Raw genomic sequence first — 23257 nt, 5'->3', positions numbered from 1 at the left:
ACCGCCGCGCATCTTGGAGCACCGGGCGTTGTAGAACTGTCCGGTGCTCCAAGAACTGTTCACGCCCTCCGTCCAGCATGCTCTCGAGATCGTCGGCATTTTCGTCTTCGCGATCTCCGGGGCGCTGCTCGCCGTCCGCAAGAACTTCGACGTGTTCGGCATGGCGGTCCTCGCCGAGGTCACGGCGCTGGGCGGCGGGCTGCTGCGCGACCTGATCATCGGGGCCGTACCGCCCGCGGCCTTCACCGATCTCGGGTACTTCGTCACGCCGCTGGTCGCGACGGCGCTGGTGTTCTTCCTGCACCCGCACGTCGAGCGGATCCAGGTGGCGGTCAACGTCTTCGACGCGGCCGGACTCGGCCTGTTCTGCGTGACGGGGACGACCAAGGCGTACGAGTACGGTCTCGGACTCACCTCCTCCGCCACCCTCGGCCTCGCCACGGCCGTCGGCGGCGGTGTGCTGCGCGATGTGCTGGCCAACGAGGTGCCCTCGCTGCTGCGCTGGGACCGGGACCTGTACGCCGTGCCGGCGATCGTGGGAGCGACGATGGTCGTGGTGTGCATCCGCTTCGAGGCGCTGAACCCGTTCACGAGCGGGCTGGCCGTGGTGACGGCGTTCGTCCTGCGGCTGCTGGCGATGCGTTTCCACTGGCGTGCGCCGCGTGCCTGGAACCGGCGTTCCGAGATGAGCGAGTGAGGACCGGCGACCGACGACAAGCGCTCGGGGACGGGTGGCAGCGGCGTGACGCTGTGCACAAAGCTACCGCTTAGTAGTTACCTGTTGTACCGTACCGCCATGGCAGAAGCAGCGACTCAGGCGACCGTCGGTAACAGTGAGTTCGACCGGGACACGGCGATCACGCGGCGCGCGGACGGCGTCTACGACGTGGAACTCTCGGCGGGCTGGACGATCATCCACGCCGTCAACGGCGGTTACCTGCTGGCCCTCATGGGCCGGGCGCTCGGCGACGCGCTGCCGCACCCCGACCCCTTCTCCGTGTCGGCGCACTACCTCACGGCCTCCCAGCCGGGGCCCGCCGTGATCCGCACCCAGACCGTGCGCACCGGCCGCACGCTCTCCACCGGTCAGGCGTCCCTCTTCCAGTACGAGGAGGACGGCACCGAGGTCGAGCGGATCCGCGTGCTGGCCACCTACGGCGATCTGGACTCCCTGCCCGACGACGTCCGCACCGCCGCCGTGCCCCCGGCGATCCCGCCGCTCGAGCAGTGCCTCGGACCGGCCGACGGGCGGCCCGCGATCCCCGGCAGCTCCGCGATCACCGAGCGGCTCGACATCAAGCTGGACCCGGCGACCGTGGGTTGGGCGATCGGCGCGCCCTCCGGCAAGGGCGAGATGCGGGGCTGGTTCGGTCTCGCGGACGGCCGCGACGCGGACCCGCTCTCCCTGCTGCTGACGGTGGACGCGCTGCCGCCGACGTCGTTCGAGCTCGGACTCTCCGGCTGGACCCCGACGGTCGAACTGACCACCCACATCCGCTGCCGCCCGGCGCCCGGTCCGCTGCGGGTCTCGATCACGACGCGGAACCTGGCGGGCGGCTTCCTGGAGGAGGACGCGGACGTCTGGGACTCCGCCGACCGCCTGGTGGCCCAGTCCCGCCAGCTGGCCAAGGCCCCTCGGGGCCGGTAGCTCTCCTCCGCGGCCCTGCCGCATCGGCGCGGCGCACCCCGCCCGCAGGAACGACTCCGGCTGCCTCCCGCCCGCTGTGGCGGGAGGCGGCCGTCGCGTTTCCAGGAAGGTCAGGGGCCGTCCAGCCAGTGGCGGCGGCCGAGGCTGATGAGGCGCATCTGCCGTACGGCCAGGGCGCGGACCTTGTCCTCTCCACCGGGGCCGGCCTCCAGGAAGGACGAGGCCGTCATCACCATGTGGTCGACGTACACGCCGGCGAGCATCCGGAGGTCCTCCCCGCTCCAGCCGGCCGACTCCGGTTCGCCGGCGAACGCGGCCGCCACCTCCTCGGAGAACCGGTCGAGTTGTTCGCCTATCGCCGCCCGGACCGCCGCCACGCCGCCGTGCCGTTCGCGTGCGATGAAGCGGACATGGGCGGGCGAGGCGCGCACGAGTTCGGCGACCAGTGCCACGCTCCGCTCGATGCGGGCCTCGTCGTACGGCTCCCGCAGCGCCTGCCCGATGGTGAGGTGCAGGCTGCCGAGCGTCTCCTCGACGAGCGCCACGCCGAGGTCCGCCGTGTCGCGGAAGTGCCGGTAGAACGCGGTCGGCGCGACACCCACGGCCCTGGTGACCTCGCGCAGCCCGAGGCTGCTCAGGCTCTGCTCCTCGAGCAGCTGGAGAGCGGCGTCGAGGAGGGCCTGGCGGGTCTTCTGCTTCTGGGCCTGACGGATGCCGACGGTGTGACTCATGACATCGAGTAAACAACCGTTCTCCGAAGAAGGGAAGAGTAGACTCACCAGTCAGTGAACACTCGTACTCACAACTGTTCACCGAGAAGTCGCCGAAAGGATGACGATGATCGCCCTTGTAGCAGCACTTCTTCTGCTGGGAATCATGCTGGGCGCCGTGGTCCAACTCCCCGCGTCCGTCTCGCTGGTGGCAGCCTCCGCCATCGGCTGCTGGCTGCTCGTCTTCGCCGTGCGCGAGCGCGGCCGGGCGCGCCGCGACTGAACAGCCCCGCACAGTCCTCGTACCGGAACCGGAAGGAGAGACGTCATGCAACTCGCCGAACTCGTACGTCCCCAGCATCGCGGCGGTGACCGCCGCCCTGCCGCCGCGGTCGGCACCGAAGAGGCCCCCGAGGCGCCGACGGCCGCGAACGGCCCGGCGAACGACCCCGCGGAGGAACGCCGCAAGGACGCCGACGGCATGGCCGTCGCGGCCTTCGTGCTCGGCCTCGTCGGGCTGCTCGTGATGAACATCGTGCTCGGCCCCACCGCAGTCGTGCTCGCGGCACTCGCCCTCCGGCGCGGCACCGCCCGCCGCGGCCGCGCCCTGCTCGGCCTCGCCCTCGGCGTCGCCGACCTCGTGGTGCTCGCCGCGCTCGTGACCCTCAACGGCACCGTCGTCTGGGGCTTCGGCGGCTGACCGCCGACCGCTCCCGGCCGGGACAGAGCCGCTCCCGGCCCCCCACCCGCCCCGCCCGGGGCGCAGGCCCGAGGTCCGTGCACCCCTGCGCCGCGTCCGCGCCCCCGGGGAGCCTCGTAGAATCGAGGCCACCATGGCTTACCTCGACCACGCCGCGACCACTCCGATGCTGCCGGAGGCCGTCGAGGCGATGACCGCCCAGCTCTCCGTCACCGGCAACGCCTCCGCACTCCACGCAGCCGGGCGACGGGCCCGCCGTACCGTCGAGGAGGCCCGCGAGACGCTCGCGGAGGCACTCGGCGCCCGGCCCAGCGAAGTCGTCTTCACCTCGGGCGGCACCGAGGCCGACAACCTCGCCGTGAAGGGCCTGTACTGGGCACGCCGCGCCGCCGATCCCGCCCGCACCCGCGTGCTGGCCAGTCCTGTCGAGCACCACGCCGTGCTCGACGCGGTGCACTGGCTCGGTGAACACGAGGGCGCGACCGTCGAGTACCTGCCGGTCGACTCCTACGGCAGAGTCCACCCCGAGGCGTTGCGTGAGGCCATCGGACGCAACCCCGACGACGTGGCGTTCGCCACCGTCATGTGGGCCAACAACGAGATCGGCACCGTCATGCCGGTCGCGGAACTCGCCGCCGTGGCGAAGGAGTTCGACGTACCGCTGCACGCCGACGCGGTCCAGGCGTTCGGGCAGCTCGACGTGGACTTCGCCGCGTCCGGACTCGCCGCGATGACGGTCTCCGGACACAAGATCGGTGGCCCGTACGGCATCGGCGCCCTGCTGCTCGGCCGTGAGTACAGCCCCGTCCCCGTCCTGCACGGCGGCGGCCAGGAACGCCATGTACGCTCCGGCACCCTCGACGCCCCGGCCATAGCCGCCTTCGCGGTGGCCGGCCGGCTGGCCGCCGAACGGCGCGAGGACTTCGCCCGCGACGTCGGCTCCCTGCGCGACGACCTCGTACGCGCCGTGCGGACCGCCGTCCCCGACGCGATCCTCGGCGGCGACCCCGACGACCGGCTGCCCGCCAACGCGCACTTCGCCTTCCCCGGCTGCGAGGGCGACTCGCTGCTCCTGCTGCTCGACGCCCAGGGCATCGAATGCTCCACCGGCTCCGCCTGCACCGCGGGCGTCGCCCAGCCCAGCCATGTCCTGCTCGCCACCGGCACCGACCCGGACGTCGCCCGCGGCACCCTGCGCTTCAGCCTCGGCCACACCTCGACGAAGGCCGACGTGGAAGCCGTCGCCCAGGCCATCGGCCCGGCGGTCGAACGGGCGCGCACGGCCGGCCTGAGTTAGGGCACTCCTGCTTCGAGTCAGGTGGTGCCCGCCGTCGCCGTGGCGGTCGTCGGATCCGTGGCCCGGCGACTCCACCGGCGCCGGTGGCCTCCTGCCGGTCCCATGGCCGGGAAAGGGGACAGCGGTGCCCGGCGCGTCGGACGCGACCGGCTCAGCCGCCGTTCTCCGCCGCCTCCGCCGCCCGCCGGGCCGCCGGCATCTCCGCCGCGACGAGCTTCATGTACTTCGGCCAGTCCCAGTGCGGCCCCGGGTCCGTGTGGTCCGTCCCCGGGACCTCGACATGGCCCACGATGTGCTCCCGGTCCACCGGTATGCCGTGGCGCACGCAGATGTCCGCCGTCAGCTTCGCCGAGCCGCGGTACATCGCGTCGGTGAGGTCCTGCGGCCGGTCCACGAAGCCCTCGTGCTCGATGCCTATGCTGCGCTCGTTGTAGGACCGGTTGCCGCAGTGGTAGGCGACGTCGTACTCGCGGATCATCTGCGCGACGTGGCCGTCCTTGCGCACCACGTAGTGGGTCGCCGCCTTGTGCAGGGGGTCCCGGAACACCTTCAGGGCGGTCGCGTAACTGCCCTGCACGACGTGGATGACCACCCGGTCGATCTCGTAGTCGTCGGGCCGCCAGGCCAGCCGCCAGTTCGCGGCGTTCGCCGAGACCCACTGGGCCGCTGCGAAGTCGAGCTCGCCCTCCTTGCGCGGCGGACGCACCCAGGGCATGCCCCGCCACAGCCGGCGGATCTCCTCCTCGGCCAGCACGCCCCCACCGATGACCGCCGCCCCGCCGCCGATCAGCACGGCCCGCCGGCTCACGCCATGCTTCCTGCCGCCGCTGCCGTGCTTGTTGTCGCTCCCCATGACGGTCACAACGCATACTCGCGAGCTTTCGGTTCCCCGGCACCCGTACCCTGGTAGCGCTATGACTGAGACTTCCCCGCGCCCCCTCCGCGTCCTCGCCGCCATGTCCGGCGGCGTCGACTCCGCCGTCGCCGCCGCCCGGGCGGCAGAGGCCGGTCACGACGTGACCGGTGTGCACCTGGCGCTCTCCGCGAACCCGCAGTCCTTCCGCACGGGTGCCCGCGGCTGCTGCACCATCGAGGACTCGCGCGACGCGCGCCGCGCCGCGGACGTCATCGGCATCCCCTTCTACGTGTGGGACCTGGCAGAACGCTTCCGCGAGGACGTCGTCGAGGACTTCATCGCCGAGTACGAGGCGGGCCGCACGCCCAACCCGTGCCTGCGCTGCAACGAGAAGATCAAGTTCGCCGCGCTGCTCGACAAGGCCCTCGCGCTGGGCTTCGACGCGGTGTGCACCGGCCACTACGCCACCGTGGTCCTGAAGGACGACGGCAGCCGTGAGCTGCACCGCGCCAGCGACATGGCCAAGGACCAGTCGTACGTGCTGGGCGTCCTCGACGAGAGGCAGCTCGCGCACGCCATGTTCCCGCTCGGCGACACGCTGACCACCAAGGACGAGATCCGGGCCGAGGCCGAGCGGCGCGGGCTCGCGGTCGCGAAGAAGCCCGACAGCCACGACATCTGCTTCATCGCCGACGGTGACACCCAGGGCTTCCTGGCGGACCGCCTCGGCACCGCGGAGGGCGACATCGTCGACGAGTCGGGCACGAAGCTCGGCAGTCACGACGGCGCCTTCGGGTTCACCATCGGGCAGCGCAAGGGCCTGCGCATCGGCCACCCCGCGCCCGACGGCAAGCCGCGCTACGTCCTGGACATCTCCCCGGTGAACAACACGGTGACCGTCGGCCCGGTCGAGGCCCTCGACGTCACGGCCCTGACCGCGATCAAGCCCCGCTGGTGCGGCGCGGCCCCGGAGGGCCCCGGCACGTACACCGCCCAGCTGCGCGCCCACGGCGGCGAGACGGAGGTGACGGCCGAGCTGGTCGACGGCTCCGAGCTGCGGGTCACCTTCACCGAGCCGGTCCGGGGCGTGGCCCCCGGCCAGGCGGTCGTCCTCTACGACGGCACGCGTGTGGTCGGGTCGGCGACGATCGCGACGACGACCCGGCGGGCACCGGCGGTCGCCTAGGCATCCCCGTCCGGACCCGGTCGGCCCCGGGACCGGACGGACCCGTCCGGACCAGGTCGGACCCGTCCGTCCCCCGGACCCTGTCGCTCCCGCCCGGACCCGGTCGGCCCGTCCCCGGACCCGGTCGGACGCGCCCCGGACCCGGTCGGCCCGTCCCTGGACCCGGTCGGACGCGCCCCGGACCAGGTCGGCCCGTGCCGGTCGGGCTCGGCAAGGGCCGGAAGGGGTGCCTAGACCGCCTGCTCCTTCAGGAACTCCAGCAGTGCCGCGTTGAACAGCGCGGGCTGCTCGGCCCCCGGGAGGTGCCCCGCCTTCTCGATCACCGTGAGCGTGGCGTGCGGGACCAGAGCCCGCATCGCCTCGGCGTCGGAGACGGGGGTGTACGCGTCGTCCGTCCCGACGACGATCAGCACCGGCGTCTGCACCGCGGCCAGCGTGTCGCGGTAGTCGGGTCGTTCCGCGCGGCCGCGGAGGGCCGCCGCCGCGCCCTCGGGGGCGGTCGTGCGCATCATCGTCAGCACCCGCGCCGCGACGTCCGGCATCGCCGTGACGTTGTACGCCGCCAGCATCTTGTCGATCACTTCGTCCGCGTACCCGTCCATGCCCTCGGCGACAAGCCGGTCGGCGAGGTCGTTGCGGAAGGCCTTGCCCTCCTCCGTCTCCGCGATCGGAGAGGTGTCCGACAGGACGAGCGCCCGCACGCGCGGCGCGTACGAACGCTGGAACTCCATCGCGATCTGGCCGCCCATGGAGACACCGCCGATCACCACGCGCTCGAGACCCAGATGGTCGAGGAGGGCCGCGATGTCGTCGGCGAAGTCGGAGAGCAGGGTCTTGCCGGGGACGACCTCGCTGTCGCCGTAACCGCGCAGATCGGGCGCGATCACGCGGTACCCGGCGGCGGTCAGGGCCTCGGCCTGTGGCGCCCAAAGGGAGCGGTTGAAAGGGTGCCCGTGGACGAGGACGACGGGCACCCCGTCGGCCGGTCCCTGGTCGCTGTAGTGGATCGCTGCACCGTTGACGGTCACTCGGCTCATACCGGGCACTCTACAAGCGTGATCAGGGACATGATCGGCGCCAACCGGCCGTGCTCCGGCGGCACTTCCGGCCACGCACCGGACCCATGGCGACGAGGACCACCGTGCCTCACGTCCGGGCCGTCACTCGGCGAAGAACCGGACCAGCGTCGGCGCCAGTACGTGCGGGGCCACTTCGTGCGTCTGGCCCGTCAGGGTGCGGTGGCGTCCGTGGGGGAGTGCCGTCGCCACCGCGCGTGCGGCGTCGCGCATCCCGGCGGGGCTCGCGCCGCCGTCGACCACCATCACCCGGGCGGTGACGGAGGCGAGGAGCGCCGTCGGCACCATGCCGTCGCCCATCACCTCGTGGTCGTACGCCAAGGTGTGCGCCAGGGCCTCTATGCCGGACCACAGCGGCAGCACACGGAGCCCGTCGACGGCCTCCTCGGGCATCCCCGTCGCTGCCATGAAAGCGGCGACGGCGTCACCCCGCCGGCCTCGGGCGAGGAGGGCCGCCGTCCGGCCGGCGTACTCGGTGTTGCCCTGCGCGGCCGCCGGGTCGGTCGCGAACGGCGGTTCGTAGACGGACAGATGGGTGATCGGCAACCCGGCCGCCGCGGCGCGCAGCGCCAGCGCCGCGCCCGAGGAGGTGCCGTGGACGGCGGCGTGGCCGCCCGCCGCCCCGATGACGGCCGCGAGGTCCTCGATCTCGCGCCCCACCGAGTACGGGGCCGTGTCGCCGCTCGCTCCCCGGCCGCGGCGGTCGTACGTGAACACGCTGAAACGCGGGGCGAGCAGCTCGGCCAGCGGCGCGTCGGAGGCGGCCGTGCACAGCGCTCCGCCCACCAGCACCAACGCCGGTCCGCTGCCGCGCCGTTCACAGGCGATGAGGGTTCCGTCCGCGGACTCGGCCTTCATCACGGCCGTGCTCATGGTGGTGTCCATGAGAGGGCTGACCGGGCCGCCCGCGGGAACTCATCGCTCCGGCGGGAAAATTCCGTAAGAGATGTCGGTGCCCCCGTTTACGGTGGTCGGATGAACATTTGCGTCTTCCTCTCCGCCGCCGATCTCGACGAGCGCTACACCCGCCCCGCCCACGAGTTCGCCGAGCTCATCGGCAAGGGCGGTCACACACTGGTGTGGGGCGGTTCGGAGAGCGGGCTGATGAAGGTCGTGGCGGACGGCGTGCAGGAGGCCGGCGGCCGGCTGGTCGGCGTCTCCGTCGAGTTCCTTCAGGCCAAGGCACGGGCGAACGCGGACGAGATGGTGATCGCCAAGGACCTCGCGGAGCGCAAGGCGCTGCTGCTCGCCAAGTCCGACGCCGTCGTGATCATGGTCGGTGGCACCGGGACGCTCGACGAGGCGACGGAGATCCTGGAACTGAAGAAGCACGGCCATCACACCAAGCCGGTCGTCCTGCTCAACGCCGCGGGGTTCTACGACGGGCTCAAGCAGCAGTTCCAGCGGATGGAGGACGAGGGCTTCCTGCCCCTGCCCCTCACCGACCTCGTGTTCTTCGCCGAGGACGGCGCCGGCGCCATGGCGTACCTCGAGGAGTCCGCCGGCATCCGGTAGTGCGAGCATGGCGGGCATGACCACCCATCTGATCACCGGCGCAGGATCCGGCATCGGCGCGGCCGTCGCCCGTCGTCTGCACGAGCGGGGCGACGATCTCGTCCTCGTCGCCCGCGACGCGGGCCGGGCCAAGGAGTTCGAGGCGCGCTACCCCGGGGCCGGCACGCTCGTCGCCGATCTGGCGGACCCCGACCGGATCTCCTGGGCCCTCGGGCACCAGTCCATGCCCGAGAGCGTCGACTCGCTGCTGCACATCGCGGGCATCGTCGACCTCGGACCGGTCGGCGACCTGCGTCCGATTACCTGGCACCAGCAGCTCAACGTGAACCTGATCGCGCCCGCCGAACTGACCCGGCTGTTCCTTCCCCAGCTGCGGGCCGTCCAGGGCCATGTGGTCTTCGTCAACTCCGGCGCCGGCCTCGCCGCCCACGCCGAGTGGGCCGCGTACGCCGCCTCCAAGCACGGCCTGAAGGCCCTCGCCGACTCCCTGCGTCACGAGGAGCACGCCGCCGGCGTACGGGTCACCTCCGTCTACCCGGGGCGTACGGCGAGCCCCATGCAGGCCAAGGTGCACTCGCAGGAGGGCAAGGAGTACGACGCCTCCCGCTGGATCGACCCCGAGTCGGTGGCCACGGCGATCCTGACCGCGCTGGACCTGCCGCGCGACGCGGAGATCAACGATCTGACGGTGCGGCCGGGGCGCTGAGGGCGGGGGCACGTACGCTGCCGGGGTGAGCGAGAAGAACGAGTTCCGATGGGGCCCCGCGACCGGTGTGGGCTCCCTGCCCGGCGGTGACGCACGCGAGGCGGCGAGGACGGTCACCGGGTCCTTCGAGGAGTTCGCGCACCTGGCGGAACTGCCCGCCCGGGGGCCGGGCGCCGACATGATCGGCCGGACGGTCGGCCTCCTCGTCGAGATGTACGCCCATGTGGAGCCGAGCGGCTGGCGGATCAGCGACCGGCCCGGTCGCGACACCCGCAGGGCCCGCTCCTGGATGGGCGAGGACCTCGACGCGCTCGAGGAGTTCACCCAGGGCTACGAGGGCCCGCTGAAGGTGCAGGCCGTCGGCCCGTGGACGCTCGCCGCCGCCCTCGAACGGCGCGGCGGCGAGGCCGCGCTCGGCGACCCCGGCGCGTGCCGGGACCTCGCCGCCTCCCTCGCCGAGGGGCTGCGCGAGCATCTCGCCGACGTGCGCCGCCGGGTCCCCGGAGCCCGTGTCGTGCTCCAGCTCGACGAACCGTCGCTCACGGCCGTACTGCGCGGGCAGGTCAGGACCGCCAGCGGCTACCGCACGTACCGTGCCGTCGACCGGCAGGTCGTCGAGAGCACCCTGCGGGAGGTCATGGCCGCCGCCGAGGGGCCGGTGGTCGTGCACTCCTGCGCACCGGACGTGCCTTTTGCGCTGCTGCGCCGTGCCGGCGTGCAGGGAATCTCGTTCGATTTCGGTCTGCTCACGGAACGTGACGAGGAGTCCATCGGTGAGGCAGTGGAGGGCGGCACGAAGCTCTTCGCGGGCATCGTCCCCTCCACCGACGCCGCGTCGGCCGGATTGTCGGTGGGCGCCGATATCGTCAAGGGTGTACGGACACTGTGGCGCAGGCTGGGGCTGAATCCGGGGACTCTCGCCGAGTCGATCGTGATCACCCCGACGTGCGGGCTCGCGGGCGCGTCGCCCGCGTACGCCCGGGCGGCGCTCGCCCACTGCGTCCGCGCCGCGAGATCCCTCGCGGACAACCCTGAGTAACGGGTGCACGGACAACGGGAGGACGAGACGGTGGCCGGCGAACAGCAGACGAACCTGCCCGCCCAGGCACGGGAGGAGCACGCGCTCCTGTCCGAGCAGATCGAGGAGCACCGCTTCCGGTACTACGTGAAGGACAGCCCCGTCATCAGCGACGCGGAGTTCGACAAGCTCCTCCGGGAGCTCGAAGGGCTCGAGGAGCGCCATCCGGAGCTGCGCACGCCCGACTCGCCGACCCAGAAGGTCGCGGGGGACTACGAGACCGAGCTGACCAAGGTCGAGCACCGCGAGCGGATGCTCTCCCTGGACAACGCCTTCGACGACGCGGAGCTCGCCGCCTGGGCCGAGCGCGTCGCCCGTGACGTCGGCGCCCCCGGCTACCACTTCCTGTGCGAGCTGAAGGTCGACGGCCTCGCGGTCAACCTCACCTACGAGAAGGGCCGGCTGACCCGCGCGGCGACGCGCGGCGACGGGCGCGTGGGCGAGGACATCACTCCGAACGTCCGCACCATCGCCGGTATCCCCGACCGGCTCAAGGGCGACCGCATCCCCGGCCTCGTGGAGATCCGCGGCGAGGTCTACTTCCCGATGGAGCAGTTCCAGGAGCTCAACGCCCGCCGTGTGGCAGCCGGTGAGCAGCCCTACGCCAACCCGCGGAACTCCGCCTCCGGTTCACTGCGCCAGAAGGACCCCAAGGTCACCGCCACACTGCCGCTGCGCATGGTGGTGCACGGCATCGGCGCCCGCGAGGGCCTGACGATCGACCGGCTCTCCCAGGCGTACGACCTGCTCCGCGAGTGGGGCCTGCCCACCGCCCGGCACAACAAGGTGGTCGGCTCGCTCGACGAGGTGCGGGAGTTCATCGCCTACTTCGGAGAACACCGCCACTCCGTGGAGCACGAGATCGACGGGGTCGTGGTCAAGCTCGACGAGATCCCGCTGCAGGGCCGCCTGGGGTCGACCGCGCGGGCGCCGCGCTGGGCCATCGCCTGGAAGTACGCGCCGGAGGAGGTCAACACCAAGCTGGTCAACATCCGCGTCGGTGTCGGCCGCACCGGCCGCGTCACCCCGTACGCACAGGTCGAGCCGGTGACGGTGGCGGGCTCCGAGGTCGAGTTCGCGACCCTGCACAACCAGGACGTGGTCAAGGCCAAGGGTGTCCTCATCGGGGACACGGTGGTGCTGCGCAAGGCCGGTGACGTCATCCCCGAGATCCTCGGCCCGGTGGCGGACCTGCGGGACGGCAGCGAGCGGGAGTTCGTGATGCCGGCCGAGTGCCCCGAGTGCGGCACGGCGCTGCGGCCCATGAAGGAGGGCGACGTGGACCTGCGCTGCCCCAACGCCCGCTCGTGCCCAGCCCAGTTGCGGGAGCGGCTCTTCTACCTGGCGGGGCGCAGAGCGCTCGACATCGAGCACTTCGGTTACGTCGCGGCCGCGGCGCTCACCCAGCCGCTGGAGCCGTCGGAGCCGCCGCTGGCCGACGAAGGCGACCTGTTCGACCTCACCATGGAGAAGCTGCTGCCCATCAAGGCGTACGTCCTCGACCAGGACAGCGGCCTTCCCAAGCGCGACCAGAAGACCGGCGAGGACAAGATCGCGACGGTGTTCGCCAACCAGAAGGGCGAGCCGCGCAGGAACGCCGTGGCGATGCTGGAGAACATCGCGGCGGCCAAGGAGCGCCCGCTGGCCCGGATCATCACGGGACTGTCTATCCGTCATGTGGGCCCGGTCGCCGCGGAGGCACTCGCCCGTGAGTTCCGCTCCATCGACCGTATCGAGCAGGCGACGGAGGAGGAGCTCGCGGCCGTCGACGGCGTGGGCCCGACCATCGCCGCCGCGCTCAAGCAGTGGTTCGAGGAGGACTGGCACCGCGAGATCCTGCGCAAGTGGCGTGCGGCGGGCGTACGGATGGAGGAGCACGGCCCGGGGGAGGACGCGGGGCCGCGTCCGCTCGAAGGGCTGACGGTCGTCGTCACCGGAACGCTGGAGAACCACACCAGGGATGGCGCAAAAGAAGCGCTCCAGAGCCTCGGAGCGAAAGTGGCCGGTTCCGTATCGAAGAAGACGAGCTTCGTGGTGGTCGGTGACAATCCCGGCTCCAAGTACGACAAGGCCGTGCAGTTGAAGGTGCCGGTTCTGGACGAGTCGGGCTTCGCGGTCCTCCTCGAAGAGGGACCGGAGGCGGCTCGTGAGGCTGCTGTGACCGAGGAGGCGTGACAAAAGGGGCTCGGACGGGCACTCGACGGGGGCGCGTGAGGCGCACTGCCGCGGCACGAGGGGCAGGATCCGGACGCCCGGAGCGCCGGTGGAACGCCCAGTACAGGTCACGCGTTCATCGCATACCAGATGGTTAAGGGTGGCCGGGTCGCATTCGGGCAAGAGCTGTAGAGCGCTGCCCGTGCGGGTCTCCCGCGGCCTACTGTTGAAATGTGCGCCTGTCGTGCACGGCTGCGTGGTGGGATTCAGTCGTGGTGGCATGACAACGGGAGCCATCGCGAGGCACCGCCGGCTGTGAGAGGGACGGGAATGAAACCGACCGAGAGCGCCGCCCCGGTCTCACGGCCGCGTGCACTCGCGGCCCTGGTGGGCAGGAAACCCGGCCTGCCCGCGGCCGTCGTGGCAACTGCCGCGCTCGTGCTGGGCACCGGAGTCGTACGGACCCTCCAGGACGGGCAGGCGCTCTTCCCCGCCGGCACCGTCGGCTGGTCGCTCGCCGTGCTCACGGGGATCATCGTCGGGCATCTCGTCGCCCTCGGCCGCGACCGCTGGTGGGGCGGCGCGGGATCGGGAGCCGCGCTGACCCTCGCCACCCTGCTCCTGTACGGCTGGGTGGCGGCGGGCCTGGTCTCCCTCGCCGTCGTGGCCCTCGTCGGCGCCGCCTGCCGCAACCGCTGGCGCCAGGGCGTGCTGCACGGCGCCGTCGACATGCTCGGCATCGGAGCGGCGGCGCTCGCGCTCGCCCTCTTCGACGTCGTGCCCACCGTCGAGCGGCCCTGGGACCCGCTCAGTTGGGAGCCGGCGGCCGCGCCCGAGGTGATCCTCGCCGCCACCGCGTATCTGGGCGCCACCCGGCTGCTGCTCTGGTACGTGCTGGCACCACAGGCCGGCGGGCTGCCGACCGTCGCCCGCACGGCCCTGCTGCGGCAGGGCCTCGTCGCCGTCGCGCTCGTCGGCATAGCACCGCTGATCTGCGTCGTCGCCGTCGCGATGCCGCTGCTGCTGCCGCTGTTCGCCGTACCGCTGATCGCCCTGGACTCCACGCTGTGGATCGCCAGGGCCCGGGCGGAGGAGCAGCTGCGCGACCCGCTCACCGGGCTGCCCAACCGGCAGTGGCTGCTGGAGCGCACCTGGTCCGCACTGGAGGACGCGGAGAGCAGCGGCGCACGTGCCGCCCTCGTCCTGATCGACCTCGACCGCTTCCGGTCCGTCAACGACACACTGGGTCACCTCGCGGGGGACCGGCTCCTGCTGCAGATCGCCGAACGGCTCCGGCTCGCCCTTCCCCGGGGCGCGGAGGCGGCGCGGCTCGGCGGCGACGAGTTCGCCGTGCTGCTGCCCACCGCCGACTCCACGACGTCCGCGCAGCGGATCGCCAGGCACCTCGTCGCCGAACTGTCCTCCCCGCTCGACCTCGACGGGCTCACCCTCGTCCTGGAGGCCAGCGCCGGCCTCGCCGTCTTCCCCGACCACGCGCTCGACGCCGAAGGGCTGCTGCGCCGCGCGGACGTGGCGATGTACCAGGCCAAGCGGGACCGGACGGGCGTCGAGGTGTACGAGTCCAAGCGCGACAGCAACACCCCGGACCGGCTCGGTCTCCTCGGCGACCTGCGCCGCGCGCTGGACGCCGGGGACGTCGAACTCCACTACCAGCCCAAGGTCCGCTTCGACGGGCACGTCGCCGGTCTCGAGGCCCTGGTCCGCTGGGTCCACCCCGAGCGGGGGCGGGTCCCTCCGGACGAGTTCATCGCCATCGCCGAGTCCTCCGGACTGATGCCGCACCTGACCGAGTACGTCCTCGAGACGGCGCTCGCGCAGGTCGCCACATGGCGCGCGCAGGGACTCGAGGTCCCGGTCGCCGTCAACGTCTCGCCCCGCGACGTCCACACACCCGGCTTCGCCGGGGCCGTGGCCGCGAGGCTCGCCCGGCACGGGGTTCCGGCGGGCGCGCTCCAGCTGGAAATAACGGAACACGTGCTGCTGGAGGACCCGCAGCGGGCCGCGGACACCCTGGCCGGCCTCGCCGACCACGGCGTGAAGATGTCGCTGGACGACTTCGGGACGGGCTACTCGTCGCTGGTGCACCTGCGCCGGCTGCCCGTCAGCGAGCTGAAGATCGACCGCTCCTTCGTGGCCAGGCTCGCGGTCGACGCCGAGGATGCCGAGATCGTCCGCTGCACCGTGGACCTCGCCCACTCGCTCGGCCTGCTGGTCGTCGCGGAGGGCGTCGAGGACGACGAGACCTGGGAGCGGCTGAGGGACCTGCGCTGCGACGCGGTACAAGGGTGGCTGGTCGCCGCGGCGATGCCTCCGCAGGAGGCCACGGCGTGGCTGCTGGCCCGCGGGGAGCACGGCTGGCACCGCCCGGCCCTCCCGGCAGCCGGCGAGATCCCCCCACCCCAGCCCCGCGCGAACCGCACGTCGGGCCGCGCGGTGACGTAGCCCCTGTGGGCGGCGTCCCCACCGCCGGAGGGCCGCCCGGATTCCGCCCGGCGCGGCCGGAGGCAGGCGCGGCGGTACGGGACGCGGGCGGCGAGCCGCCCCCGACAGAGACCGCGCCGGCCGTCGGGCGTGGTGGGGTTCCGGCTGTCCGGTCTCCGGCGGCAGCGGCTGCCGGCCTGGCCGGGGGCGTCCGGCTTCCGCCCGGTCGGTCGGCGCTGTCGTAGACGCCGGGCACCCGGGGCAATCGGTGGCGCTGCCGTGCGTCGCGTCCGAGCGGACCCGGCCGGAGGCAGGGGCGGGTGTGGAGTCGATCGCGCAGGGGTCGTGGGGCGTGAGCCGCAGCGGCGGGACGGGTTTCCGGGCGGGGTATCAGGCACGGTCGCCGGGCCGCGGGGCGGGGGCAGAGCAAACCGTTTCACGGTCAGCGGCGCTCGCCCCATAGGATTGGGCCAAAACCATCACACTCACCCCTGAGGATCGCTGCATGCCTGGCATCACGCGCGAGGAGGTCGCCCACCTCGCACGGCTGGCGCGTCTGGAGCTGTCCGGCGAAGAGCTGGAGCACTTCGCCGGTCAGCTCGACGACATCATCGGCGCGGTCGCCCGCGTCTCCGAGGTCGCCGACCAAGACGTACCGCCGACCTCCCACCCGCTGCCGCTGACCAACGTCATGCGCGCGGACGAGGTCCGTCCGTCGCTCACCCCCGAGCAGGCGCTCTCCGGCGCCCCGGCCCAGGAGCAGCAGCGTTTCAAGGTGCCGCAGATCCTGGGGGAGGACTAATCACCATGTCGGACAGCATCATCAAGCTCACCGCCGCCGAGATCGCCGCGAAGATCGCCGCCGGCGAGCTCACGGCCGTCGAGGTGACGCAGGCCCACCTGGCCCGTATCGAGGCCGTCGACGAGAAGGTCCACGCCTTCCTCCACGTCGACCGCGAGGGCGCCCTCGCGCAGGCCCGCGCCGTCGACGAGAAGCGCGCGAAGGGCGAGAAGCTCGGCCCTCTCGCCGGTGTGCCGCTCGCGCTGAAGGACATCTTCACCACCGAGGGCATCCCGACCACGGTCGGCTCCAAGATCCTCGAGGGCTGGATCCCGCCGTACGACGCGACGGTCACCCAGCGGCTCAAGGCGGCCGACGTCGTCATCCTCGGCAAGACCAACATGGACGAGTTCGCCATGGGGTCCTCGACCGAGAACAGCGCGTACGGCCCGACCGGCAACCCGTGGGACCTCACTCGTATCCCCGGCGGCTCCGGCGGTGGCTCCAGCGCCGCGCTCGCCTCCTACGAGGCGCCGCTCGCCATCGGCACGGACACCGGCGGCTCGATCCGTCAGCCCGCCGCCGTGACCGCGACGGTCGGCGTCAAGCCCACGTACGGCGGAGTGTCGCGGTACGGCATGGTCGCGTTCAGCAGCAGCCTCGACCAGGGCGGGCCGTGCGCCCGTACCGTCCTCGACGCCGCCCTGCTGCACGAGGTCATCGCCGGGCACGACCCGCTCGACTCGACGTCCATCGACGCGCCGGTCCCGCCGGTCGTCGAGGCCGCCCGCAACGGTTCCGTGGCCGGGATGCGCGTCGGCATCGTGAAGCAGTTCCGTGGCGAGGGCTACCAGGCCGGAGTCGTGCAGCGCTTCGACGAGTCGGTGGAGCTGCTGAAGGAGCTCGGCGCCGAGATCGTCGAGCTGGACTGCCCGTCCTTCGACCTGGCGCTGTCCGCGTACTACCTGATCGCGCCCTCCGAGTGCTCCTCGAACCTCGCCCGCTTCGACGCCATGCGTTACGGCCTGCGGGTCGGCGACGACGGCACGAAGTCCGCGGAGGACGTCACCGCGCTCACCCGCGAGGCCGGCTTCGGTGACGAGGTCAAGCGCCGCATCATGCTCGGCACGTACGCGCTCAGCTCCGGCTACTACGACGCGTACTACGGCTCCGCGCAGAAGGTCCGCACCCTCATCACCCGGGACTTCGAGAAGGCGTTCGAGCAGGTCGACGTGATCGTCTCCCCGACGACGCCGACCACCGCCTTCCCGATCGGCGAGCGCGCAGACGACCCGATGGCGATGTACCTCGCGGACCTGTGCACCATCCCGACCAACCTGGCCGGCAACGCGGCCATGTCGCTGCCCTGCGGTCTCGCACCGGAGGACGGCCTGCCCGTCGGCCTGCAGATCATCGCCCCGGCCATGAAGGACGACCGTCTGTACAAGGTCGGTGCAGCCGTCGAGGCGGCGTTCGTGGAACGCTGGGGGCACCCGCTGCTTGAGGAGGCTCCGTCGCTATGAGTGCCATGGCAAAGAAGGCCAAGAACTTCAAGAAGTCCAAGACCGGGCTGTACGTATCGCTCGGCAGCACCGCGTTCGGCGCGATCAGCGTCGCCAAGCAGGCCAGGCTGGCCCGCGAGGACGGGGACGTGCTGCGGCTGATCGACGCCGCGGTGTCCGCCGCCGCCATCGTCACCGGCCTGGCCATCCTCTACCGCGAGCTGAAGCGGCTCGGCGACGACGACGTTCTGCTGGGCTGAGAGGGAAAGTTTCATCGTGACCGTCACTGAACTGGTGTCGTACGAGGACGCCCTCGCGTCCTACGACCCCGTCATGGGCCTCGAGGTCCATGTCGAGCTCGGCACCAAGACCAAGATGTTCTGCGGATGCTCCACGGAGCTGGGCGCCGAGCCCAACTCGCAGACCTGCCCCACCTGCCTCGGCATGCCCGGCTCCCTGCCGGTCGTCAACGCGGTCGCCGTCGAGTCGGCCGTCAAGATCGGCCTCGCGCTGCACTGCGAGATCGCCGAATGGTGCCGCTTCGCCCGGAAGAACTACTTCTATCCGGACATGCCGAAGAACTTCCAGACCTCGCAGTACGACGAGCCGATCGCCTTCAACGGCTATCTGGACGTCCAGCTCGAGGACGGCGAGGTCTTCCGCGTGGAGATCGAGCGCGCCCACATGGAGGAGGACACCGGCAAGTCGACCCACGTCGGCGGCGCCACCGGCCGTATCCACGGCGCGTCCCACTCCCTGCTCGACTACAACCGGGCCGGCATCCCGCTGATCGAGATCGTCACCAAGCCGATCGAGGGCGCCGGCGCCCGCGCTCCCGAGGTCGCCAAGGCGTACGTCGCCGAGCTGCGCGAGCTCATCAGGGCGCTCGGCGTGTCCGAGGCGCGCATGGAGATGGGCCAGATGCGCTGCGACGTGAACCTGTCGCTGCGCCCGAACGGCACCGAGAAGTTCGGCACCCGCTCCGAGACGAAGAACGTCAACTCGCTGCGCAGCGTGGAGCGTGCGGCCAGGTACGAGATCCAGCGGCACGCCGCGGTGCTCTCGTCCGGCGGCACCATCGTGCAGGAGACCCGGCACTTCCACGAGGAAGACGGCTCCACGACGTCCGGACGGGTCAAGGAGGAGGCGGAGGACTACCGCTACTTCCCCGAGCCCGACCTGGTCCCGGTCGCGCCCACGCGCGAGTGGGTCGAGGAACTGCGCGCCACCCTGCCCGAGCTGCCGCGTCTCCGGCGCAACCGGCTCCGCGAGGAGTGGGGCGTCTCCGAGCACGACATGCAGTCGATCCTCAACGCCGGCGCGGTCGACCTGATCGTCGCCACGATCGAGGCGGGCGCACCGGCCGACCAGGCCCGCAAGTGGTGGATGGGCGAACTGGCCCGCAGCGCCAACGAGTCGGGCAAGGCCCTGGACGAGCTGCCGATCACCCCGGCGCAGGTCGCCAGGGTGACCGCGCTGGTCAAGGAGGGCTCGCTCAACGACAAGCTGGCCCGTCAGGTCATCGAGGGCGTGCTCGCGGGCGAGGGCGACCCGGACGCCGTCGTGGACAAGCGCGGCCTGAAGGTCGTCTCTGACGAGGGCGCGCTCGGCGCGGCCGTCGACGAGGCCATCGCGGCCAACGCGGCGATCGCGGACAAGATCCGCGGCGGCAAGGTCGCGGCGGCGGGAGCGCTCGTGGGCGCGGTCATGAAGACCACCCGCGGTCAGGCGGACGCGGCCAGGGTGAAGGAACTGATCCTTCAGAAGCTGGGCGTGACCGAAGGCTGACGGCTGTACGTACGGCGAGGGCGGCAGGCACCACGGGTGCGTGCCGCCCTTCCGCGTTCCCGGTGCCCAAGTCCCGCTGGTGTGGCCGAAGTCCGGCGTCAGGGCATGAGGCTTCGTGGTCAAGGCGGCGGCTTCCGCGTCGGGGCGGGAATCTCCGCGTTACCGATCAGGGAGCCGGGCCGTTGTCACCACATGACCACAGCACACCGTGTACTCGCCGCTCTCGCCCTCGCCACCGGCGCCTCCGCGCTCGCGGCCCCCGCCGCGACCGCCGCCTCCCCGGAACTCCCCGTCGGGACGCTGTCCGTCATGGACACGGTCGACACCCTGACCGAGAGCTCCGTCGCACCGGAGCAGCGCGGACAGATGCCGAGCACCTCCGAGCAGCTCTCCGGTCTCAACAGGCTGGCCGAGGTGCCCGGTGAGCTGGACCCGCTCACCAGCCAGGCCGCGCCCGTGACGGGGCTGGTCGGCGCCTAGGGTCTGCCCGGGAGCCCGGCGTCCTGACGGCGGCGGGCGGACGGGCGGGTCAGTGGCGGACGCCCAGCCCCGGCAGCCACAGTTCGCCGCGGTCCTTGCAGCTCACGTCCCTCGCGCGGAGTTCCTCCGGCGCCCTCGTGCCGCGGGCGCACAGTTCGGTGACGACGAGGGCGGCCAGGTCCGCGGCGTCCTCCGGCCGGGGGTCGGGGAAGTCCGTCTGCCACCAGCCGCGGTCCCTGCTCTGCCAGCCGCGGGCGAGCATCGTCCTGGCGCGGTCCTCGTTGTTCTCCCCGTCGCGGTCGTCGATCGAGGCCTGCAGGCCGTCCTCGAGGCTGTAGGACACGAGCAGCTGGCGGCCCCGGTCGACGGCGCTGGTCAGGCAGAAGCTCGCCCAGTCGGTGCCGACCTGCACCGGCAGCTGCTCCACCCACGCCGCGAGAAGCAGCTGAAGGCCGTACTGGAACTGCGCCAGGTCCGCGGCGGGCCGGCCGCCCTGACGGGACGTCGGGCGCTCACCGGGGCCGCTGCGGTCCAGCTGCCACACGTACGGAAGGAACGCCGGGTCGTACGGCTCGCCGCCGGACCACGCGCCGCCCCACTCGAAGGCCCGCCGCTCCTCGCCCTCGAGGGTCAACGTGTCGTGGACCGACAGCCCCACCTGCCGGCGGTCCCCGGCGAGCAGGACGATTCTGCGGCCGTCACGCCAGCGCACGCTCGGGCCCTCCGCCGAGCCGCCGTACAGCGTCGGCTCGCCGATCCGTGCCACGATCGCGTCGTACACGCCCTGGAGCGCGCGCCGGCGTCCGGCAGGGGTGGTGTCCGGCTCGTGGACGAGCACGGGCACAGGGGCGCGGCCCAGATGCGGGCCGGGCGCGTCATGGAGCATGCGGGCGAACTCCGCGGCGTCCGCGGGCGTCAGGGCTGTCTGGTGGATCCCCCTGTATTCCATGTCGGCCATCGTGCCAGCCGGCGCCGACAAATCCGCTCGTCTTGTGGACCACGGCCGATTCCCGCCGTCGTGCGCCCTTCGCGGCCGGATGCCCCTGCCCTGAGTATGGTGGAGCGGGCGGTTCCGCCGCCGGCCGGATGTCGCTCGGACTTCCTGTCCGGACTCTTGGACGTTCACCACTCGGATGTCACTGGGCCTTCTCACCGACATCCGCTCTGACTACCGTCCCTGCGGAGCGATGGCTCGAGGATGAACCATTGGCTGTCGACGGGAGGTCGGGGATGTCACCGGAGATTTCGCGCAGAAGTGTGCTGGCGCTCGGTACGGGAGTACTCGGCGTGGCGGCCGCGGGATCGCTGCTGCCGCCGTCCCTCCAGGCGGTGCTCTCCGAGGATCCGCTGGCCGGCGGACTTCGCGCGGTCGAGCACGTGGTGATCCTCATGCAGGAGAACCGGTCCTTCGACCACTACTTCGGGACACTGCGCGGAGTGCGCGGCTTCGGGGACCGCAACGCCGTCGAACTCCCCTCCGGCAGGACGGTCTTCGAGCAGCCCGCGGCGCAGGGACGGGTGCTGCCCTTCCCCGTGCGGGAGGCCGCGGCGGCGCAGAAGAGGGACCTCCAGTACATCGGCGACCTCGACCACTCGTGGGACGGCGGCGCCAAGGCCTGGCACGACGGCTGGATGGACGGCTGGGTCTCCGCGAAGACCGCCGCGACCATGGCCTACTACGACCGGCGCGATCTTCCGCTGCACTACGAGCTCGCGGACACCTTCACCATCTGCGACGCCTACCACTCCTCGATCCACACCTCGACGAACCCGAACCGCAACCACCTCTGGAGCGGCTGGACGGGGCACGAGGCCGACGGCACGCGTGCCGTGACCAACGCCGCCTACGCGGAGGGCACCCACCCCGGCTACCCGTGGCCGACGTACGCGGAGCGCCTGGAGAAGGCGGGTCGCAGCTGGAAGACGTACACGGAGTGGGAGAACTTCACCGACAACAGCATCGAGTTCTTCACGAGCTTCAAGAAGATCGCGCGCAAGGCGCTGGCCCAGGCCGGTGGCTTCACCTACATGGAGGCCTTCTACGCGAAGGTCCGCGAGACCGAGGACGCCGCGGAGCGCGCGGAGCTGCTCGCGTCGCTGGAGCGGGGCGTGGCGACGCTGTCGAAGGGCGAGCGGTCGCTCTTCGAGCGCGGGCTGCGCCGGGTCGAGACCGGCACACTCGCCGACACTTTCCGTGCCGACGTCGCCGCCGGCCGGCTCCCCGCCGTCTCCTACCTCGTGCCGTCGGCCGTGGACTCCGAACACCCCGGGGCATCGTCGCCCATCGCCTCCGCCTCCCTGGTCTACAAGGTCCTCGACGCCCTCGCCTCGCACCCCGAGGTCTGGCGGCGCACCGTCGTCCTGATCAACTACGACGAGAACGACGGCTTCTTCGACCATGTGCCGCCGCCCGTCCCGCCCGCCGACGACACCGACGAGCGCTGGCAGGGGCTCCCGACCGGCCTCGGGATCCGCGTCCCCATGCTGGTCGTCTCGCCCTGGTCGGTCGGTGGCTACGTCTGTTCCGAGGTCTTCGACCACACCTCGGTGATCCGGCTGCTGGAACGGTGGACCGGTGTCGAGGAGCCCAACATCACCCGGTGGCGGCGCACCGTGACCGGCGACCTCACCTCGGCGTTCGACTTCGGCAGGGCCCGCCCCCAGCCGGAGGTGGAGCGGCCGGGGGAGATACCGGCGTTCACGGGCCGCTGGCGGCCGCTGCCGCCCAAGGTGCAGGCGATGCCCGTCCAGGAGCCGGGAACCCGTCCCGCACGTCCCCTGCCGTACCAGCCCGACGCGCACGCGACGCTGACCGCCGACGCGGTCACCGTGGCGCTCCGCAACAGCGGACGGGCGAGTGCGCACTTCGCGCTCTACCCGTACGCGGGCGAGTTCCCCGTGCCCCAGCACCGGGATGTAAGGGGCGAGGCGCAATGGACGGTGCCCCTTACGCGGGCGCAGTACCGTTTCACGATCACCGGCCCGAACGGCTTCCGCCGGGAGTTCGCCGGCCCCGCGCGGGGCGCCGCCGAGGTCCGCTCCGTCATCGACCACCACGACCGCGACGTGCACCTCACGCTGCGCAACAGCGGCAGCGCGCCCCTCACGTTCACCGTGCGGCCCCTCGGTTACGTCGAGGAGGCGGACCTGCACGGCTGGACCCGCAGGATCACCGTGAAGGCCGGACGCAGCCGCACCGTCGTGCACTCGGCGGCCGACGCGCACGGCTGGTACGACCTCGAGGTGACCGTCGAAGGGCCGGAGGGTGAGTCCGGATTCCGGCGCCGGCTGATGGGACACATCGAGAACGGCCGCCCGAGCGTCTCGGGCTGACGCGG

General features: G+C 71.9%; 22 protein-coding genes. 17 read left to right on the top strand and 5 right to left on the bottom strand.

Translation table 11 applies throughout. The features are described from left to right. Window positions 1-43 precede the first annotated feature (43 nt). Complete coding sequence (locus AB0K36_RS22715; RefSeq protein ID WP_189471323.1) at window positions 44-697, top strand: trimeric intracellular cation channel family protein; 654 nt, start codon at window positions 44-46, stop codon at window positions 695-697. Between the two features lie 99 nt (window positions 698-796). Next, window positions 797-1648, top strand: a complete 852-nt coding sequence (locus tag AB0K36_RS22710) for a thioesterase family protein (protein ID WP_364597302.1) — start codon at window positions 797-799, stop codon at window positions 1646-1648. Window positions 1649-1758: 110 nt separating this feature from the next. Here AB0K36_RS22710 and AB0K36_RS22705 read toward each other — a convergent pair whose 3' ends face one another. Next, on the bottom strand, window positions 1759-2379 hold the full coding sequence (locus AB0K36_RS22705) for a TetR family transcriptional regulator (protein WP_364597299.1): 621 nt from the start codon (window positions 2377-2379) through the stop codon (window positions 1759-1761). A gap of 106 nt (window positions 2380-2485) precedes the next feature. Between AB0K36_RS22705 and AB0K36_RS22700 the strand changes: the two genes are divergently transcribed. From AB0K36_RS22700 to AB0K36_RS22690, 3 genes are all read left to right on the top strand, one after another. Beyond that, on the top strand, window positions 2486-2641 hold the full coding sequence (locus tag AB0K36_RS22700) for a hypothetical protein (RefSeq protein ID WP_167306813.1): 156 nt from the start codon (window positions 2486-2488) through the stop codon (window positions 2639-2641). Between the two features lie 45 nt (window positions 2642-2686). Further along, entirely contained in the window at window positions 2687-3058 is a 372-nt protein-coding gene (locus AB0K36_RS22695) for a hypothetical protein (RefSeq protein ID WP_364597296.1), read from the top strand. Window positions 3059-3191: 133 nt separating this feature from the next. Then, window positions 3192-4355 carry a cysteine desulfurase family protein gene (locus AB0K36_RS22690; RefSeq protein WP_364597293.1) on the top strand — a complete coding sequence of 388 codons (1164 nt, stop codon included), beginning with the start codon at window positions 3192-3194 and terminating at the stop codon, window positions 4353-4355. Between the two features lie 151 nt (window positions 4356-4506). On the opposite strand, the gene AB0K36_RS22685 is transcribed toward AB0K36_RS22690, so the two are convergent. Then, on the bottom strand, window positions 4507-5208 hold the full coding sequence (locus AB0K36_RS22685) for an N-acetylmuramoyl-L-alanine amidase (protein WP_364597290.1): 702 nt from the start codon (window positions 5206-5208) through the stop codon (window positions 4507-4509). Between the two features lie 61 nt (window positions 5209-5269). Between AB0K36_RS22685 and mnmA the strand changes: the two genes are divergently transcribed. Continuing rightward, window positions 5270-6397 (top strand): tRNA 2-thiouridine(34) synthase MnmA, encoded by a 1128-nt coding sequence (gene mnmA, locus AB0K36_RS22680; RefSeq protein WP_364597287.1) that lies wholly within the window; start codon window positions 5270-5272, stop codon window positions 6395-6397. Between the two features lie 230 nt (window positions 6398-6627). Here mnmA and AB0K36_RS22675 read toward each other — a convergent pair whose 3' ends face one another. Both AB0K36_RS22675 and AB0K36_RS22670 read right to left on the bottom strand, forming a co-directional pair. Beyond that, entirely contained in the window at window positions 6628-7434 is an 807-nt protein-coding gene (locus tag AB0K36_RS22675; RefSeq protein WP_364597284.1) for an alpha/beta fold hydrolase, read from the bottom strand. A gap of 123 nt (window positions 7435-7557) precedes the next feature. Beyond that, on the bottom strand, window positions 7558-8346 hold the full coding sequence (locus AB0K36_RS22670) for an alpha/beta fold hydrolase (RefSeq protein WP_364597281.1): 789 nt from the start codon (window positions 8344-8346) through the stop codon (window positions 7558-7560). A gap of 102 nt (window positions 8347-8448) precedes the next feature. Between AB0K36_RS22670 and AB0K36_RS22665 the strand changes: the two genes are divergently transcribed. From AB0K36_RS22665 to AB0K36_RS22620, 10 genes are all read left to right on the top strand, one after another. Continuing rightward, window positions 8449-8988: an LOG family protein gene (locus AB0K36_RS22665; RefSeq protein ID WP_364597278.1), complete on the top strand. Its 540-nt coding sequence runs from the start codon at window positions 8449-8451 to the stop codon at window positions 8986-8988. Window positions 8989-8995: 7 nt separating this feature from the next. Further along, entirely contained in the window at window positions 8996-9694 is a 699-nt protein-coding gene (locus AB0K36_RS22660) for an SDR family oxidoreductase (RefSeq protein WP_364597275.1), read from the top strand. Between the two features lie 25 nt (window positions 9695-9719). Then, on the top strand, window positions 9720-10733 hold the full coding sequence (locus AB0K36_RS22655; RefSeq protein ID WP_364597272.1) for a methionine synthase: 1014 nt from the start codon (window positions 9720-9722) through the stop codon (window positions 10731-10733). 30 nt (window positions 10734-10763) lie between these two features. Further along, on the top strand, window positions 10764-12947 hold the full coding sequence (ligA, locus tag AB0K36_RS22650; protein ID WP_364597269.1) for an NAD-dependent DNA ligase LigA: 2184 nt from the start codon (window positions 10764-10766) through the stop codon (window positions 12945-12947). Between the two features lie 309 nt (window positions 12948-13256). Next, window positions 13257-15389 carry a putative bifunctional diguanylate cyclase/phosphodiesterase gene (locus tag AB0K36_RS22645; RefSeq protein WP_364597267.1) on the top strand — a complete coding sequence of 711 codons (2133 nt, stop codon included), beginning with the start codon at window positions 13257-13259 and terminating at the stop codon, window positions 15387-15389. 484 nt (window positions 15390-15873) lie between these two features. Beyond that, entirely contained in the window at window positions 15874-16170 is a 297-nt protein-coding gene (gatC, locus tag AB0K36_RS22640) for an Asp-tRNA(Asn)/Glu-tRNA(Gln) amidotransferase subunit GatC (protein ID WP_005311569.1), read from the top strand. Between the two features lie 5 nt (window positions 16171-16175). Then, window positions 16176-17672, top strand: coding sequence for an Asp-tRNA(Asn)/Glu-tRNA(Gln) amidotransferase subunit GatA (gene gatA, locus AB0K36_RS22635; RefSeq protein ID WP_356621119.1), 1497 nt, complete (start codon window positions 16176-16178; stop codon window positions 17670-17672). Then, complete coding sequence (locus AB0K36_RS22630) at window positions 17669-17911, top strand: hypothetical protein (protein WP_189471352.1); 243 nt, start codon at window positions 17669-17671, stop codon at window positions 17909-17911. Before gatA ends, AB0K36_RS22630 begins: the two co-directional genes overlap by 4 nt. 16 nt (window positions 17912-17927) lie before the next feature. Next, entirely contained in the window at window positions 17928-19439 is a 1512-nt protein-coding gene (gene gatB / locus AB0K36_RS22625; RefSeq protein ID WP_159686781.1) for an Asp-tRNA(Asn)/Glu-tRNA(Gln) amidotransferase subunit GatB, read from the top strand. A gap of 192 nt (window positions 19440-19631) precedes the next feature. Beyond that, complete coding sequence (locus AB0K36_RS22620) at window positions 19632-19919, top strand: hypothetical protein (RefSeq protein WP_189471356.1); 288 nt, start codon at window positions 19632-19634, stop codon at window positions 19917-19919. A 49-nt stretch (window positions 19920-19968) separates the two neighbouring features. Here AB0K36_RS22620 and AB0K36_RS22615 read toward each other — a convergent pair whose 3' ends face one another. Continuing rightward, the gene (locus tag AB0K36_RS22615; RefSeq protein WP_364597261.1) at window positions 19969-20877 is read right to left on the bottom strand and encodes a hypothetical protein; all 909 of its coding nucleotides are present in this window, start codon (window positions 20875-20877) and stop codon (window positions 19969-19971) included. A 272-nt stretch (window positions 20878-21149) separates the two neighbouring features. Here AB0K36_RS22615 and AB0K36_RS22610 point away from each other — a divergent pair, with 272 nt between their 5' ends. Further along, the gene (locus AB0K36_RS22610) at window positions 21150-23252 is read left to right on the top strand and encodes a phosphocholine-specific phospholipase C (protein WP_364597258.1); all 2103 of its coding nucleotides are present in this window, start codon (window positions 21150-21152) and stop codon (window positions 23250-23252) included. The last annotated feature ends 5 nt before the right edge of the window (window positions 23253-23257 follow it).

It is taken from the genome of Streptomyces kurssanovii (assembly GCF_040677245.1).
Lineage (GTDB): Bacteria > Actinomycetota > Actinomycetes > Streptomycetales > Streptomycetaceae > Streptomyces > Streptomyces kurssanovii.
The sequence above is the reverse complement of the archived record's forward strand: the minus strand, read 5'-3'. Positions and strand labels throughout refer to the sequence as shown.